The sequence below is a fragment of the Serratia sp. HMSC15F11 genome (assembly GCF_001808215.1).
GTDB classification, from domain to species: domain Bacteria; phylum Pseudomonadota; class Gammaproteobacteria; order Enterobacterales; family Enterobacteriaceae; genus Serratia; species Serratia nevei.
In genome coordinates, this window is record NZ_KV792392.1 from 70,457 (window position 1) to 84,297 (window position 13,841).

Sequence of the window (13,841 nt, forward strand, 5' to 3'; positions counted from 1 at the left end):
ACATGACGAAGACTTATCACATTGCCGTCTTGCCCGGAGACGGCATCGGCCCGGAAGTAATGGCTCAGGCGCGCAAAGTGTTGGACGCGGTGCGTCAACGCTTTGACATTCGCATCACCACCGCCGAGTACGACGTCGGCGGCATCGCCATCGATCGCCACGGCAGCCCGTTGCCGCCGGCGACCGTCGCCGGCTGCGAGCAGGCCGACGCCATCCTGTTCGGATCGGTAGGCGGCCCGAAATGGGAACACCTGCCGCCGGCCGAGCAGCCGGAACGCGGCGCGCTGTTGCCGCTGCGCAAGCACTTCAAACTGTTCAGCAACTTGCGCCCTGCGCGCCTGTATCAAGGGCTGGAGGCATTCTGCCCGCTGCGCGCCGACATCGCCGCCCGCGGCTTCGACATTCTGTGCGTGCGCGAACTGACCGGCGGCATCTACTTCGGCCAGCCGAAGGGCCGCGAAGGCCAGGGCATGCAGGAGCGCGCTTTCGATACCGAGGTGTATCACCGTTTCGAGATTGAACGCATCGCGCGCATCGCCTTCGAATCCGCCCGCAAGCGCCGCCACAAGGTGACGTCGATCGACAAGGCCAACGTGCTGCAGAGTTCCATCCTGTGGCGTGAGGTGGTCAATCAGGTCGCCAAGGATTACCCGGACGTGTCGCTGTCGCACATGTATATCGACAACGCCACCATGCAGCTGATCAAGGATCCGTCCCAGTTCGACGTGCTGCTGTGCTCCAACCTGTTCGGCGACATCCTGTCCGACGAATGCGCGATGATCACCGGCTCGATGGGCATGTTGCCGTCCGCCAGCCTGAACGAGCAAGGCTTCGGCCTGTACGAACCGGCGGGCGGTTCCGCGCCGGATATCGCCGGCAAAGGCATCGCCAACCCGATTGCGCAGATTCTGTCCGCCACCCTGCTGCTGCGTTACAGCCTGGGCGCCGATGAAGCGGCCGACGCCGTGGAGCGCGCCATCAACCAGGCGTTGGAACAGGGCTACCGCACCGCCGATCTGGCCGGTGACGGCAAAGCCGTCAGCACCGATGAAATGGGCGACATCATCGCTCGCTTTGTAGCTCAGGGGGCATAACATGGCCAAGACCTTATACCAGAAGCTGTACGACGCCCACGTGGTGCACGAAGCGCCGAACGAAACGCCGTTGCTGTATATCGACCGTCACCTGGTGCACGAAGTCACTTCGCCGCAGGCGTTCGACGGCCTGCGCGCCATGGGCCGCAAGGTGCGCCAGCCCGGCAAAACCTTCGCCACCATGGACCACAACGTGTCGACCCAGACCAAAGACATCAACGCCAGCGGCGAAATGGCGCGCATCCAGATGCAGGAGCTGATCAAGAACTGCGCGGAATTCGGCGTTTCGCTGTATGACCTGAATCACCCGTTCCAGGGCATCGTACACGTGATCGGGCCTGAGCAAGGCATGACGCTGCCGGGCATGACCATCGTCTGCGGCGACTCGCACACCGCCACCCACGGCGCTTTCGGCTCGCTGGCGTTCGGCATCGGCACCTCCGAGGTAGAACACGTGCTGGCGACCCAGACCCTGAAGCAGGGCCGCGCCAAGACCATGAAGATTGAAGTCACCGGCGACGCCGCCGAGGGCATTACCGCCAAAGATATCGTGCTGGCGGTGATCGGCAAAACCGGCAGCGCCGGCGGCACCGGCCACGTGGTGGAGTTCTGCGGCAAGGCAATCGAAGCGTTGAGCATGGAAGGCCGCATGACCCTGTGCAACATGGCGATCGAAATGGGCGCCAAGGCCGGGTTGGTCGCACCGGACGACACCACCTTCACCTACCTGAAAGGGCGCCAGTTCTCACCAACCGGCGAAAACTGGGAGCAGGCGGTCGCCTATTGGCGCACGCTGAAGTCCGATGCCAACGCCCAATTCGATACCGTAGTGACGCTGCACGCCGAAGAGATCGCGCCGCAGGTCACCTGGGGCACCAACCCCGGCCAGGTGATCGCCGTCAATCAGGCGATCCCGGCGCCGGAATCGTTCAGCGATCCGGTCGAGCGCGCCTCTGCGGAAAAAGCCTTGGCCTACATGGATTTGAAACCGGGCATCAAATTGACCGACGTGCCGATCGATAAAGTGTTCATCGGCTCTTGCACCAACTCACGCATCGAAGATCTGCGCGCGGCGGCGGCGATCGCCAAGGGGCGCAAGGTCGCCAGCGGCGTGCAGGCCATCGTGGTGCCGGGATCCGGCCCGGTGAAGGCCCAGGCGGAAGCCGAAGGGTTGGACAAAATCTTTATCGAAGCCGGTTTCGAATGGCGTTTGCCGGGTTGTTCGATGTGCCTGGCGATGAACAACGACCGCCTGAATCCGGGCGAGCGCTGCGCATCCACCAGCAACCGTAACTTCGAAGGGCGTCAGGGCCGCGGTGGGCGCACCCACCTGGTCAGCCCGGCGATGGCCGCCGCGGCCGCCGTCGCCGGTCACTTCGCCGACATCCGTGATATTCACTAAGGGGCTAACGTGGCTAAATTTACTCAACATACCGGCTTAGTGGTGCCTTTGGATGCGGCCAACGTCGACACCGACGCCATTATTCCCAAGCAGTTTTTGCAGAAGGTAACCCGTACCGGCTTCGGCCAGCACCTGTTCAACGATTGGCGCTTCCTCGACGACGCCGGCCAACAGCCGAACCCGGAGTTCGTGCTGAATAAACCGCGCTATAAAGGCGCGAGTATCCTGTTGGCGCGCGAGAACTTCGGCTGCGGTTCCTCGCGCGAACACGCGCCCTGGGCGCTGACCGATTACGGGTTCAAAGTGGTGATCGCGCCAAGCTTCGCCGATATCTTCTACGGCAACTCGTTCAATAACCAGCTGTTGCCGGTGACGCTGAGCGAGCAGCAGGTGGATGAACTGTTCAACCAGGTCGGCGCCAACGAGGGGGCGGAGTTCGTGGTGGATCTGGAGAACCAGACGGTCAACGCCGGCGGAAAAAGCTATCCGTTCGAAATCGACAGCTTCCGCCGCCACTGCATGATCAACGGGCTGGACAGTATCGGCCTGACGCTGCAGCATGAAGCGGACATCTCCCGCTACGAAGCGCAGCAGCTGGCGTTTCTGAATTAATCCCCTTCACCCGCCGCCCGGCGGGTGAATTTTTTCCTCACCAGTAGCCCAGCAGCTTCCACCATGCGCCGCCGATCACTATCCAGATCAGCAAGTTAACCACGCTCATCACCAGCCCGGCTTTCCACCATTCCCCCAGCGTCACGTAGCCGGAGCCGAAGATGATCGGCGCGGTGCCAGTGCCGTAATGCGTCAGCGACATCATCAACGAGGAAGAGAACGCCAGGATCAGGCCCAGCAGCGCCGGTGGCGCGCCGAGCGCGATGCCGGCGGCGAAGAAGGCGGCGAACATCGCCGTCACGTGCGCGGTGGTGCTGGCGAAGAAATAGTGAGAATACAAATAGATGAGGGTCAGCAAGATCGTGCCGCCCACCCAGCTCATGCCCATATGGTCGATGCCGTTGCCCACGGTTTGCGACAGCCAGCCGATCAGCCCCAGCTTGCCGAGGAAGCTGGCCATCATCACCAGCGCCGAGAACCACACCACGGTGTCCCAGGCACCTTTATGCTTGAGCACATCCTCCCAGCTCAGCACGCCGGTGGCCAACAGCACCGCCAGGCCGATCAGCGCCGCGGTGGTGGGATTGACCGCCAGCGCCGGGCCGAAGATCATCGCCGGGATGCCGGCCCACAGCACCAGCAGTAGCGCGAACACCCCGAGGGTGATTTTCTCCGGCAGCGTCACCGGCCCCAGCGCCTGCAGTTTTTCGCGCGCGAAGCGCGGCGCGTCCGGGGTACTTTTCACCTCCGGCGGATACAGCAGATAAATGACCAACGGCATCACGATCAGCGAGCACAGCCCCGGCACCAGCGCGGCGACTGCCCACATCGACCAGGACAGTTCGAAGCTGCCGTGGGTGCCTTTGGCAATCAGGCTGACGATCAGCGGGTTAGGCGCGGTGGCGGTGATAAACATCGCCGAAGTGACCGGGTTGATGTTGTAGTTCACCAGCGACAGATAGCGACCGATCTTACCGGAGGTATTGAGCTCGGGTTTGGAACCGAAGCTGTCGGCGATCGACTTCATGATCGGGTGAATGATCCCCCCGCCGCGTGCGGTGTTGCTCGGCGTCACCGGCGCCAGCGTGGTTTCCGCCAGCGTCAGCGCATAGGCGATGCCCAGCGTTTTTTTGCCGAACAGCGAAATGAAGTAGTAGCCGATGCGCGCGCCCAGCCCGGTTTTGTTCAGGCTGAGGGAGATCATGATCGAAAAACCGATCAGCCAGATCAGCTGGTTGGAAAAGCCGCTGAGCGCGTCGTCCAGCGCGGCGCCCGGCTTGCCGGGGTTAGTGACGCCGGTCACCGCCACCAGGGCGATGGCGATCACCGAGACCGCGCCGATCGGCATCGCCTTGCCGATGATGGCGATGATGGTGCCGATAAACAGCGCCAGCAACTGCCAGGCGTTGGGCGCAACGCCCTCCGGCACGGGAATGAGGAACCAGATAATCAGCGTGGCGCCGAGGGCGCACAGGGAAGGAAGCGGTTTGAGCGGTGTGAGTTTATCCATAACGTTCCCACTGTTCTAAACAACAAGGCGGCATCTCAATAGCGAGACGGGCGTAGGCGCAACGATCGCGCTCCATATGCCTTCAGCTTGGGCGTCCGTTTCAGCCTTCTCAATGACTTGCATCAAGAATGCCGCCGTTTGACCTCACACTTCACGCACTTTGGCGCTCATCCAGAGCGCCGCCAGCGCCAACAGCGCCGCCATCCAATACACCGAGCCATGACCGAGGTTCTCCACCAGCGCACCCTGCAGCACCCCGGCCAGGATCACCCCGGTCGAGATACTGTTGGTGAACAGCGTGGTGGCGGCGCCCGGTCGGCCCGGCATCAAATCTTGAAAATAGAGCATGCCGATACCGGCGACGATGCCGATAAACACCGCGTTGAGCAGCTGCAGCGCGATCAGGGCCGGCTTGGCCGCCAGCACTATCAGCCCGAGATAAAACAGCACGCCCGCCGCCACCGCCAGCAGCATCATGTTGCGCTTGCCGAAGCGTTTGACGTAATAACCGGCCAGCAGCATTGCCGGTATCTCCAGCCCGGCGGCGGTGCCCATCAGCACCCCGGCCAGCCCTTCCGGCAGGCCGAGATCGGCGGTGATATACAGCGGCATGTCGATGATGTACAGGGTGTTGCAGGTCCACATCAGCATTGAGGCGATGAATAGCCAGCGCACGTCGCGATTTCGCCAGACACTGGCGGGCGCAATCGGCGCGGAAGCGCCTTCCCGCAACCCTTCGTCATCCACCGCACGCGGCACCGAAGGCAGCATGAATCCTACCAGCAGCACGCAGACCGCGAAGGTGGCGGCGGCGATCAGGAACATCACGGTAAAGCCGTAGTTCAGCGCCAACGCAAACGACAGCGGCGGGCCGATCACCCAGGCCAGCGAAAGCTGGGCGCGCATCACCGAGCTGAACATCACGACTTCACGCGCCTCGCTGTCGGCGTATTCCCGCGCCAGCGCGAAGATCTGCGGCATGGCGGTGTTGGCGATCGCCGCCATCAACACTCCGGCGGTGATCAGCGTCAGGTAGTCGCGGTTAAAAGCGAACAGCAGGCAGTTGCCGACCGCCATCAGGCAGCACAGCAGGATCAGCCTGCGCCGGTCGCCGCGGGTGTCAGAACGTTTGGCGAGCAGAAAACTGACCACGATGCCGGCCACGGCGTTGGCGGTGTAAAACAACCCGACCCACAGCGGCCGCACCTTGACCTCGGTGGTCAAAAACAGGCTGAGCGTCGGCGTCAGCAACGCGCCGGCAATGCCGGAGAGAAAAGCGATCAGCAGGAATGCGGCAAAGATGGGGTTGATGCGCAGTGACAACCGGCTCAGGCGTTGCATATCGTCTTCCCTGACCTCAAAGCAGAAGAATGAACCTTAGGCCACGGCGAGAAAAATGCAAGCATATCGCCATGACCACGCATAAAAAAACCAGTGGGTCGCCCCACTGGCTGGTGAAACAGCACCATTACTCAGAAACTTGTTGCCGCCGCCCTTACAGGTGCTCGCGATACTGCTTATCGGTCATCTCTTTGATATCCCACTGGGTCAGGTGCGCCAGCATCGCCAGCCGCGCCTGTTCGGGCACCACGCTCAGCCAGTCGGCGCGCTGGCGGCGCACCGCGCTGAAGTAGCGTTGATAGAACTGTCTGGATAAGAAAGCTTTCATGATTACGCCCTCCCCTTTCATTGATGAAAATTATCGGCGTAATATAGGGAAAGAAAAATTGACGAGTTGAGGCAGGAGCGTTCCTCTTTTATGTCCACGTCCCGATTGCAGCAGCAGTTCATCCGTCTGTGGCAACGTTGCCACGGTGAAACGACCGACACCACGCTGCAGGCGCTGGCGGAGGTGCTGAGCTGCTCGCGGCGCCACGTGCGCTCCCTGCTGAGCGCCATGCAGCGGGAGGGTTGGCTCACCTGGCAGGCGGAGTCGGGGCGCGGCAAGCGTTCGCGGTTAACCTTCCACTACACCGGCCTGGCGCTGCAGCAACAGCGGGCCGAGGAGCTGCTGGAACAGGACCGCATCGATCAGTTGGTGCAGCTGGTGGGCGACAAAAACGTGGTGCGCCAGATGCTGCTGTCGCAGCTGGGGCGCAGCTTCCGCCAGGGGAAACACATCCTGCGGGTGCTCTACTACCGGCAGCTGTACAACCTGCTGCCCGGCTCGGCGCTGCGGCGTTCGGAGACCCATTTGGCGCGCCAGATCTTCAACGGCCTGACGCGCATAAATGAGGAAAACGGGGAACTCGAGTCCGATCTGTCTCACCATTGGCAGGCGCTGACGCCGCTGCACTGGCGGTTTTACCTGCGCCCGGCGATCCATTTTCATCATGGCCGTGAGCTGGAGATGGCGGACGTCATCACTTCCCTTTCGCGACTGACCTCGCAACCGCTGTTCTCGCATATCGAGAGCATCACCTCGCCGACGCCGTTCGTTATCGACGTGCAGCTGCGCAGCCCCGATCACTGGCTGCCCTGGCTGCTGGGCAGCGTGCAGGCCATGATCCTGCCGCGCGAATGGCGTGAACTGCCGGATTTCGCCCGCCATCCGGTCGGCACCGGCCCCTACCGCATGGTGCGCAACCATCCCAGCCAGATGAAGATCCACGCCTTCGACGACTATTTTGGCTACCGGGCGCTGATCGACGAGGTGAACATCTGGGTGCTGCCGGAGTTTTCCGAAGAGCTGGTGCACTCCGGCGTGCAGCTGCAGGGCGATGAAACCGGCAACAGCGAGCTGGAAAGCCGGCTGGAAGAGGGTTGCTATTTCCTGCTGTTCGATCAGCGTTCTCCGCTGGCCGCCGACCCCGTCATTCGCAGTTGGCTGTGCGAATTGATCAACCCCATTTCGCTGCTGAGCCACGCCGGGCCGCTCTACCAGCGCTATTGGTCGCCGGCGTACGGCCTGCTGCCGCGCTGGCACCACAACCGCACGCTGGCGCAACAGCCCAAGCCCGCGGGCCTGACCGAACTGACGATGACCCACTTCAATGAACATTCGGAGTTTCACGCCATTCGCCAGGCGATCGAACCGCTGCTGGCGCAGCACGGCATCCGCCTGATCGTGCAAAGCGTGGATTACGCCACCTGGCACCAGGGCGCCGCGCGCAGCGATCTGTGGCTCGGCAGCGCCAACTTCTATCTGCCGCTGGAGTTTTCGCTGTTCGCCACGCTGTACGAACTGCCGCTGATGCAGCATTGCATGAACGAAGATCTGGCGCAGGACGCGGCGCTGTGGCGCGCCAACCGTTTGCCGCTGGCCGAGTTCTGCCAGCGTCTGGTCAGCAACCACCAGCTGCACCCGCTGTTCCACCACTGGCTGCAGCTGCACGGCCAGCGCAGCATGCGCGGCGTGCGGATGAACACCCTCGGCTGGTTCGACTTCAAGTCCGCCTGGTTTGCCCCGCCGGAGGCATAAGCGCCTTTCGCCCGGGTCGGTTAATCTTTACAATAGCGCCGTCTCAACGGGGTGCGGTAAGTCGGGCCGCGTGATAAGCCCGATTTTCCGCTGAGAGCACACCCGTCGAACCTGATCCGGTCAATACCGGCGGAGGGATTTGAGCCCAGCGAACCGGCGACGCCGCCTCGCCCCCTCAGATGCCCTTGCCCCCTTATTTTTCAGGAGTGCAACGTGGTCAAAACATATCTGCCCTGCTTATTGCTGCTGTGTGCCGCGCCGGTGTTCGCCAAGCCGACGCTGACGGTTTACACCTACGATTCCTTCGCCGCCGACTGGGGCCCAGGCCCGGCGGTGAAAAAAGCCTTCGAAGCCGAGTGCGACTGTGAACTGAAGTTCGTCGCGCTGGAGGACGGCGTCTCGCTGCTGAACCGCCTGCGCATGGAAGGCAAAAACAGCGCCGCCGACGTGGTGCTGGGGTTGGACAACAACCTGTTGCAGGCGGCGCGGCAAACCGGCCTGTTCGCGCCGAGCGGCGTCGACACCGCCAAACTGACGGTGCCGGGCGGCTGGCAGGACGCGACCTTCGTGCCTTACGACTACGGGTACTTCGCCTTCGTCTACAACAAAGAAAAACTGAAGAACCCGCCAAAAAGCCTGCAGGAGCTGGTCAGCAGCGATCGCAACTGGAAAGTGATCTACGAAGATCCGCGCACCAGCACGCCGGGCCTCGGCCTGCTGCTGTGGATGCAAAAAGTGTATGGCGACAAGGCGCCGGCCGCCTGGCAGCAGCTGGCGAAGAAGACCGTCACCGTCACCAAAGGCTGGAGCGAAGCCTACGGCCTGTTCCTGAAAGGCGAAGGCGATCTGGTGCTCAGCTACACCACCTCTCCCGCCTATCACCTGATCGAAGAGAAAAAAGATCTCTACGCCGCCGCCACGTTCAGCGAAGGGCACTACCTGCAGGTGGAAGTGGCGGGCAAGCTGAAGGCCGCCAAACAGCCTGAGCTGGCGGAGCGCTTCATGCAGTTCATGGTGACGCCGGCCTTCCAGAACACCATCCCGACCGGCAACTGGATGTACCCGGTGATCAACACCCCACTACCCATCGGCTTTGAGCAGATGAACGTGCCGCATACCGCGTTGCAATACAGCGCCGAAGAGGTGGCCAAACAACGCGGCGGTTGGATCCGGGCATGGCAAACCGCCGTCAGCCGCTGATCCCCCGCTGGCTCTGGCCGGGGCTGCTGGCCGCCGGCGTGATCCTGCTGGTCGCCGCGCTGGCGATGGGCTCGCTGTGGCGTCACGCGCCGGACAGCGACTGGCGCGGCCTGTGGCAGGACAGCTACCTATGGCACGTGGTGCGCTTCACCTTTTGGCAGGCGCTGCTGTCGGCGCTGATTTCAGTGCTGCCCGCCGTTCTGCTGGCGCGCGCGCTCTATCGCCGCCGTTTCCCCGGCCGGCAGCTGCTGCTGCGGCTGTGCGCCATGACGCTGGTGCTGCCGGTGCTGGTGGCGGTGTTCGGCCTGCTCAGCGTCTATGGGCGCCAGGGCTGGCTGGCGACGCTGTGCGGCTGGCTGGGCGTCGAGTATGGCTTCTCGCCCTACGGCCTGCAGGGCATTCTGCTGGCGCACCTGTTCTTTAACCTGCCGCTGGCCACCCGCCTGTTGCTGCAGGCGCTGGAGAATATCCCGGTGGAGCAGCGCCAGCTGGCCGCCCAGCTGGGCATGAATGGCTGGCAGCAGTTCCGCTTCGTCGAATGGCCGGCGCTGCGCCGCCAGATCTTGCCGAGCGGCGCGTTGATCTTCATGCTGTGCTTCGCCAGCTTCGCCACCGTGCTGTCGCTGGGCGGCGGGCCGCAGGCCACCACCATCGAACTGGCGATCTACCAGGCGCTGAGTTACGACTACGATCTGGGCCGTGCCGCCATGCTGGCGCTGATCCAGTTAAGCTGTTGTCTGGGGCTGGTGTTGATCAGCCAGCGGCTGAGCCAGGCGCTGCCGGTGGGCCATACCCACGCCCAGCGCTGGCGCAACCCGGAAGACAGCCTGTGGCGGCGCGTCGGCGATTTTCTGCTGATCGCCGCCGCGCTGCTGCTGCTGCTGCCGCCTCTGCTGGCGGTGATCGCCGACGGCGCCAATCAGGCCGTCGTCAGCGTGCTGCGCCAGCCGGTGCTGTGGCAGGCGCTGTTCACGTCGCTGCGCATCGCCCTCGGCGCCGGGCTGTTGTGCGTGGCGCTTACGATGATGCTGCTGTGGAGCAGCCGCGAGCTGAAGCTGCGGCAGCATCTGCGCGGCGGCCAGGCGCTGGAGCTGAGCGGCATGGTGATCCTGGCGATGCCGGGCATCGTGCTGGCCACCGGCTTCTTCCTGCTGCTGAGCGATACGATCGGGCTGCCGCAGTCGCCCTATGCGCTGGTGATCCTCACCAATGCGCTGATGGCGGTGCCCTATGCGCTGAAGGTGTTGGAGAACCCGATGCGCGACCTCGCCGAACGTTACAACCCGCTGTGCCTGTCGCTGGATATCCACGGCTGGCAACGGCTGCGGCTGATCGAACTGCGTGCGCTGCGTCGCCCGCTGGCACAGGCACTGGCCTTCGCCTGCGTGCTGTCGATCGGCGATTTCGGCGTGGTCGCCTTGTTTGGCAACGAGCATTTCCGTACCCTGCCTTTTTACCTGTATCAGCAGATTGGCGCCTACCGCAGCAACGACGGGGCGGTGACCGCGCTGCTGTTGCTGCTGTTGTGTTTCCTGCTGTTTACCCTGATCGAACGCTTACCGGGGCGCCATGCTGACGCTTGAAAAACTGACCTATCTGTACGAACACCTGCCGATGCGCTTTGATCTGCGCATCCAGCCGGGCGAGCGCGTCGCGGTGCTCGGCCCCAGCGGCGCCGGTAAAAGCACCCTGCTGAGTTTGATCGCCGGTTTTCTGCCAGCGGCCAGCGGCCGGCTGCTGCTGAACGACGAAGACCACACCGCCACCCCGCCGGCCAAACGGCCGGTGTCGATGCTGTTTCAGGAGAACAACCTGTTCGCGCACCTGACGGTGGCGCAGAACATCGGGCTGGGGTTGGATCCCGGTCTGCGCTTGACTGAACAGCAGCGCCAACAGCGGGCGCATATCGCCCGTCAGGTCGGCCTGGAGGAACACCTGGAGCGCCTGCCGTCGCAGCTTTCCGGCGGTCAGCGTCAGCGCGCCGCGCTGGCGCGCTGTTTGATTCGCCAACGGCCGATCCTGTTGCTCGACGAGCCCTTCTCGGCGCTCGATCCGGCGCTGCGCAACGAGATGCTGCAGCTGCTGCAGACGGTGTGCGAACAGCGCAACCTGACGCTGCTGATGGTGTCGCACAACCTCGACGACGCCGCGCGCATCGCGCCGCGCACGCTGCTGGTGGTCGACGGGCGCATCTACTACGACGGCCCGACGCAGGCCCTGCTGGACGGCAGCGCGCCCGAAGCGCGCGTGCTGGGCATTTCAGGTAAAGCGTGATCTGACGCGCGTTTTTTATGCTGCGGCAATAAACCTGTTGTGCGAATTTTGCGCCTGTGTTTTTATAAAAACCTGACTTTTTTTACTGATGATAAGGTTCCCTGTGATCGCATCCTCGCTGACTTCGACCCTACTAGTTACCGCGCTACCAGCCGCGGTGGTCGTCGTGCGTGTGGTGGTGGTCGTCGGCAATGCGCCGTAGGGTCCGAATCAACGCATCGATTCCCAAACCCCGCCGGCGCAAACCGGGCGGGGTTTCTTGTTTTAGCACCCTGCCCAGAAAAGCTCACCGGCCTTGAGAAAGGACAGGAACATGGCAACTTCGGGCACGCCTCAGCCGGGCACCAGCTTCACCGGCGCACAATTGATCGTTCATCTGCTGGAGCGGCAGGGCATCACCACTGTCGCCGGCATTCCCGGCGGCGCGGCGCTGCCGCTGTATGACGCGCTGAGCCAAAGCACCCGCATACACCACGTGCTGGCGCGCCACGAACAGGGCGCGGGCTTTATGGCGCAGGGCATGGCGCGCGCCAACGGCAAAGCGGCGGTGTGCATCGCCTCCAGCGGGCCGGGCGCCACCAACCTGGTCACCGCCATCGCCGACGCCAAGCTCGACTCCATTCCGCTGGTGTGCATCACCGGTCAGGTGCCCTCCTCAATGATCGGCACCGACGCCTTCCAGGAGGTGGACACCTATGGCATTTCCATTCCGATCACCAAGCACAACCATCTGGTACGCGATATCCGCGAACTGCCACAGGTGATCGGCGACGCGTTCCGCATCGCCGAGTCCGGCCGCCCCGGCCCGGTCTGGATCGATGTGCCGAAAGACGTGCAGACCGCCACCATCACCCTGGAGGAGCTGCCGCCGATCGCCGTGCCGGACGCCGCACCGAGCTTCGATCCGGCGCTGGTTTCGCAGGCCGCCGCGATGATCAACCAGGCGAAACGCCCGATCCTCTACCTGGGCGGCGGCATCATCTGCGCCGACGCTCACCGGCAGGCGCTGGAACTGGCCGAACGCGCCGGTCTGCCTACCACCATGACGCTGATGGCGCTGGGGGCGATGCCGGTGGAACACCCGCTGTCGCTGGGCATGCTGGGCATGCACGCGGCGCGCAGCACCAACTTCATTCTGCAGGAGGCCGATCTGCTGATCGTGCTGGGCGCGCGCTTCGACGATCGGGCAATCGGCAAAACCGAACAGTTCTGCCCTAACGCCGCCATCATTCACGTGGATATCGACCGCGCCGAGCTGGGCAAGGTCAAGCAGGCCAACGTGGCGATCCATGCCGACGTCGGCCAAGTACTGCAACAGCTGCTGCCGCAGATCGACACGCAGCCGCGCAGCGCGTGGCTGAGCACCGTCAACGACCTGAAACGCGAGTTCCCGTTCAACATGCCGAACGCCGACGATCCGCTGAGCCATTACGGCCTGGTGCTGGCCGCCGCGCGCTGCGTGGACGACAGCGCCATCATCACCACCGACGTGGGTCAGCATCAGATGTGGGTGGCGCAGGCCTATCCGCTGAGCCGGCCGCGCCAGTGGCTGACTTCGGGCGGTTTGGGCACCATGGGCTTCGGTCTGCCAGCGGCGATCGGCGCGGCGCTGGCGGAGCCCGAGCGTAAAGTGCTGTGCTTCTCCGGCGACGGCAGCCTGATGATGAACATTCAGGAAATGGCCACCGCAGTCGAACACGATCTGGACGTGAAAATCATTTTGATGAACAACCAGGCGCTGGGGCTGGTGCACCAGCAGCAAACCCTGTTCTACCAGCAGCGCATCTTCGCCGCCGCCTATCCGAAGCGCACCGATTTCCTGAAGATCGCCGCCGGATTCGGGCTGGATACCTGCGATTTAAACGCCGCGGAAGATCCGCAGGCCGCGCTGGCCGAGGCGATCCAACGCCCGGGCCCCTGCCTGATCCACGCGCTGATCGACATCAACGAAAAAGTGTTCCCGATGGTGCCGCCGGGCGCCGCCAACATCGACATGATTGGAGAATAAGCCATGCTGCAACCACAAGATAAACCCCAGGTGATTCTGGAGCTGGCCGTGCGCAACCATCCCGGCGTCATGTCGCACGTTTGCGGGCTGTTCGCTCGCCGCGCGTTCAACGTCGAAGGCATTCTGTGTCTGCCGCTGAAGGACGGCCAGCAGAGCCGCATTTGGCTACTGGTCGCCGACGACCAACGGCTGGAGCAGATGATAAGCCAGGTGGAAAAGCTGGAAGACGTGCTTCAGGTGAAGCGCCACAGCGAAGACGTGCGGGTATTTGAACAGCTGGAAGCGTTCTTCCAGTAAGGCGAACGGGGGCTGACGCCCCC

Annotated in this window: 13 protein-coding genes and 1 riboswitch; of the genes, 10 read left to right on the plus strand and 3 right to left on the minus strand. The window is 63.3% G+C overall.

Features of this window, described 5'->3' with window-relative positions; genetic code table 11:
• Nucleotides 1-2: 2 nt before the first annotated feature.
• From leuB to leuD, 3 genes are read left to right on the plus strand one after another with little or no spacing between them, the layout of a single operon-like run.
• Nucleotides 3-1,094: a 3-isopropylmalate dehydrogenase gene (gene leuB / locus HMPREF3138_RS01935; protein ID WP_033649192.1), complete on the plus strand. Its 1,092-nt coding sequence runs from the start codon at nucleotides 3-5 to the stop codon at nucleotides 1,092-1,094.
• Between the two features lies 1 nt (nucleotide 1,095).
• Nucleotides 1,096-2,496 carry a 3-isopropylmalate dehydratase large subunit gene (leuC, locus tag HMPREF3138_RS01940; RefSeq protein ID WP_038873448.1) on the plus strand — a complete coding sequence of 467 codons (1,401 nt, stop codon included), beginning with the start codon at nucleotides 1,096-1,098 and terminating at the stop codon, nucleotides 2,494-2,496.
• Between the two features lie 9 nt (nucleotides 2,497-2,505).
• A complete protein-coding gene (gene leuD, locus HMPREF3138_RS01945) occupies nucleotides 2,506-3,108 on the plus strand; it encodes a 3-isopropylmalate dehydratase small subunit (RefSeq protein ID WP_038873445.1) in 603 nt (200 codons plus the stop codon).
• A 37-nt stretch (nucleotides 3,109-3,145) separates the two neighbouring features.
• Here leuD and HMPREF3138_RS01950 read toward each other — a convergent pair whose 3' ends face one another.
• The 3 genes from HMPREF3138_RS01950 to sgrT all read right to left on the minus strand — a co-directional run bounded on the left by HMPREF3138_RS01950 (nucleotide 3,146) and on the right by sgrT (nucleotide 6,287).
• Complete coding sequence (locus tag HMPREF3138_RS01950) at nucleotides 3,146-4,618, minus strand: DASS family sodium-coupled anion symporter (protein ID WP_038873442.1); 1,473 nt, start codon at nucleotides 4,616-4,618, stop codon at nucleotides 3,146-3,148.
• A gap of 144 nt (nucleotides 4,619-4,762) precedes the next feature.
• The gene (locus HMPREF3138_RS01955) at nucleotides 4,763-5,959 is read right to left on the minus strand and encodes an MFS transporter (protein ID WP_038873440.1); all 1,197 of its coding nucleotides are present in this window, start codon (nucleotides 5,957-5,959) and stop codon (nucleotides 4,763-4,765) included.
• Nucleotides 5,960-6,113: 154 nt separating this feature from the next.
• Complete coding sequence (sgrT, locus tag HMPREF3138_RS24980; protein WP_004932838.1) at nucleotides 6,114-6,287, minus strand: glucose uptake inhibitor SgrT; 174 nt, start codon at nucleotides 6,285-6,287, stop codon at nucleotides 6,114-6,116.
• Nucleotides 6,288-6,377: 90 nt separating this feature from the next.
• On the opposite strand from sgrT, the gene sgrR reads away from it, so the two are divergent.
• The 7 genes from sgrR (at nucleotide 6,378) to ilvN (ending at nucleotide 13,818) form a co-directional block, all read left to right on the plus strand.
• A complete protein-coding gene (gene sgrR, locus HMPREF3138_RS01960; protein WP_038873437.1) occupies nucleotides 6,378-8,039 on the plus strand; it encodes an HTH-type transcriptional regulator SgrR in 1,662 nt (553 codons plus the stop codon).
• A gap of 37 nt (nucleotides 8,040-8,076) precedes the next feature.
• Nucleotides 8,077-8,195, plus strand: a riboswitch (TPP riboswitch).
• A 57-nt stretch (nucleotides 8,196-8,252) separates the two neighbouring features.
• Nucleotides 8,253-9,239, plus strand: a complete 987-nt coding sequence (gene thiB, locus HMPREF3138_RS01965) for a thiamine ABC transporter substrate binding subunit (protein WP_038873434.1) — start codon at nucleotides 8,253-8,255, stop codon at nucleotides 9,237-9,239.
• Complete coding sequence (gene thiP, locus HMPREF3138_RS01970) at nucleotides 9,215-10,822, plus strand: thiamine/thiamine pyrophosphate ABC transporter permease ThiP (RefSeq protein WP_038873432.1); 1,608 nt, start codon at nucleotides 9,215-9,217, stop codon at nucleotides 10,820-10,822. Before thiB ends, thiP begins: the two co-directional genes overlap by 25 nt.
• Nucleotides 10,809-11,513, plus strand: coding sequence for a thiamine ABC transporter ATP-binding protein ThiQ (thiQ, locus tag HMPREF3138_RS01975; protein ID WP_038873430.1), 705 nt, complete (start codon nucleotides 10,809-10,811; stop codon nucleotides 11,511-11,513). Before thiP ends, thiQ begins: the two co-directional genes overlap by 14 nt.
• An 88-nt stretch (nucleotides 11,514-11,601) precedes the next feature.
• Nucleotides 11,602-11,715, plus strand: a complete 114-nt coding sequence (gene ivbL / locus HMPREF3138_RS26070) for an ilvB operon leader peptide IvbL (RefSeq protein WP_154747116.1) — start codon at nucleotides 11,602-11,604, stop codon at nucleotides 11,713-11,715.
• A gap of 111 nt (nucleotides 11,716-11,826) precedes the next feature.
• Nucleotides 11,827-13,521, plus strand: coding sequence for an acetolactate synthase large subunit (ilvB, locus tag HMPREF3138_RS01980; protein WP_038873428.1), 1,695 nt, complete (start codon nucleotides 11,827-11,829; stop codon nucleotides 13,519-13,521).
• 3 nt (nucleotides 13,522-13,524) lie between these two features.
• On the plus strand, nucleotides 13,525-13,818 hold the full coding sequence (gene ilvN, locus HMPREF3138_RS01985; protein ID WP_016929110.1) for an acetolactate synthase small subunit: 294 nt from the start codon (nucleotides 13,525-13,527) through the stop codon (nucleotides 13,816-13,818).
• Nucleotides 13,819-13,841: the final 23 nt, after the last annotated feature.

Coding starts and splice junctions, on each gene's coding strand:
- ilvB (WP_038873428.1), top strand. CDS start 11,827: ATGGCAACTTCGGGCACGCCTCAGCCGGGCACCAGCTTCACCGGCGCA.
- sgrR (WP_038873437.1), top strand. CDS start 6,378: ATGTCCACGTCCCGATTGCAGCAGCAGTTCATCCGTCTGTGGCAACGT.
- ivbL (WP_154747116.1), top strand. CDS start 11,602: ATGATAAGGTTCCCTGTGATCGCATCCTCGCTGACTTCGACCCTACTA.
- HMPREF3138_RS01950 (WP_038873442.1), bottom strand. CDS start 4,618: ATGGATAAACTCACACCGCTCAAACCGCTTCCTTCCCTGTGCGCCCTC.
- leuC (WP_038873448.1), top strand. CDS start 1,096: ATGGCCAAGACCTTATACCAGAAGCTGTACGACGCCCACGTGGTGCAC.
- thiP (WP_038873432.1), top strand. CDS start 9,215: ATGGCAAACCGCCGTCAGCCGCTGATCCCCCGCTGGCTCTGGCCGGGG.
- HMPREF3138_RS01955 (WP_038873440.1), bottom strand. CDS start 5,959: ATGCAACGCCTGAGCCGGTTGTCACTGCGCATCAACCCCATCTTTGCC.
- thiQ (WP_038873430.1), top strand. CDS start 10,809: ATGCTGACGCTTGAAAAACTGACCTATCTGTACGAACACCTGCCGATG.
- sgrT (WP_004932838.1), bottom strand. CDS start 6,287: ATGAAAGCTTTCTTATCCAGACAGTTCTATCAACGCTACTTCAGCGCG.
- leuB (WP_033649192.1), top strand. CDS start 3: ATGACGAAGACTTATCACATTGCCGTCTTGCCCGGAGACGGCATCGGC.
- ilvN (WP_016929110.1), top strand. CDS start 13,525: ATGCTGCAACCACAAGATAAACCCCAGGTGATTCTGGAGCTGGCCGTG.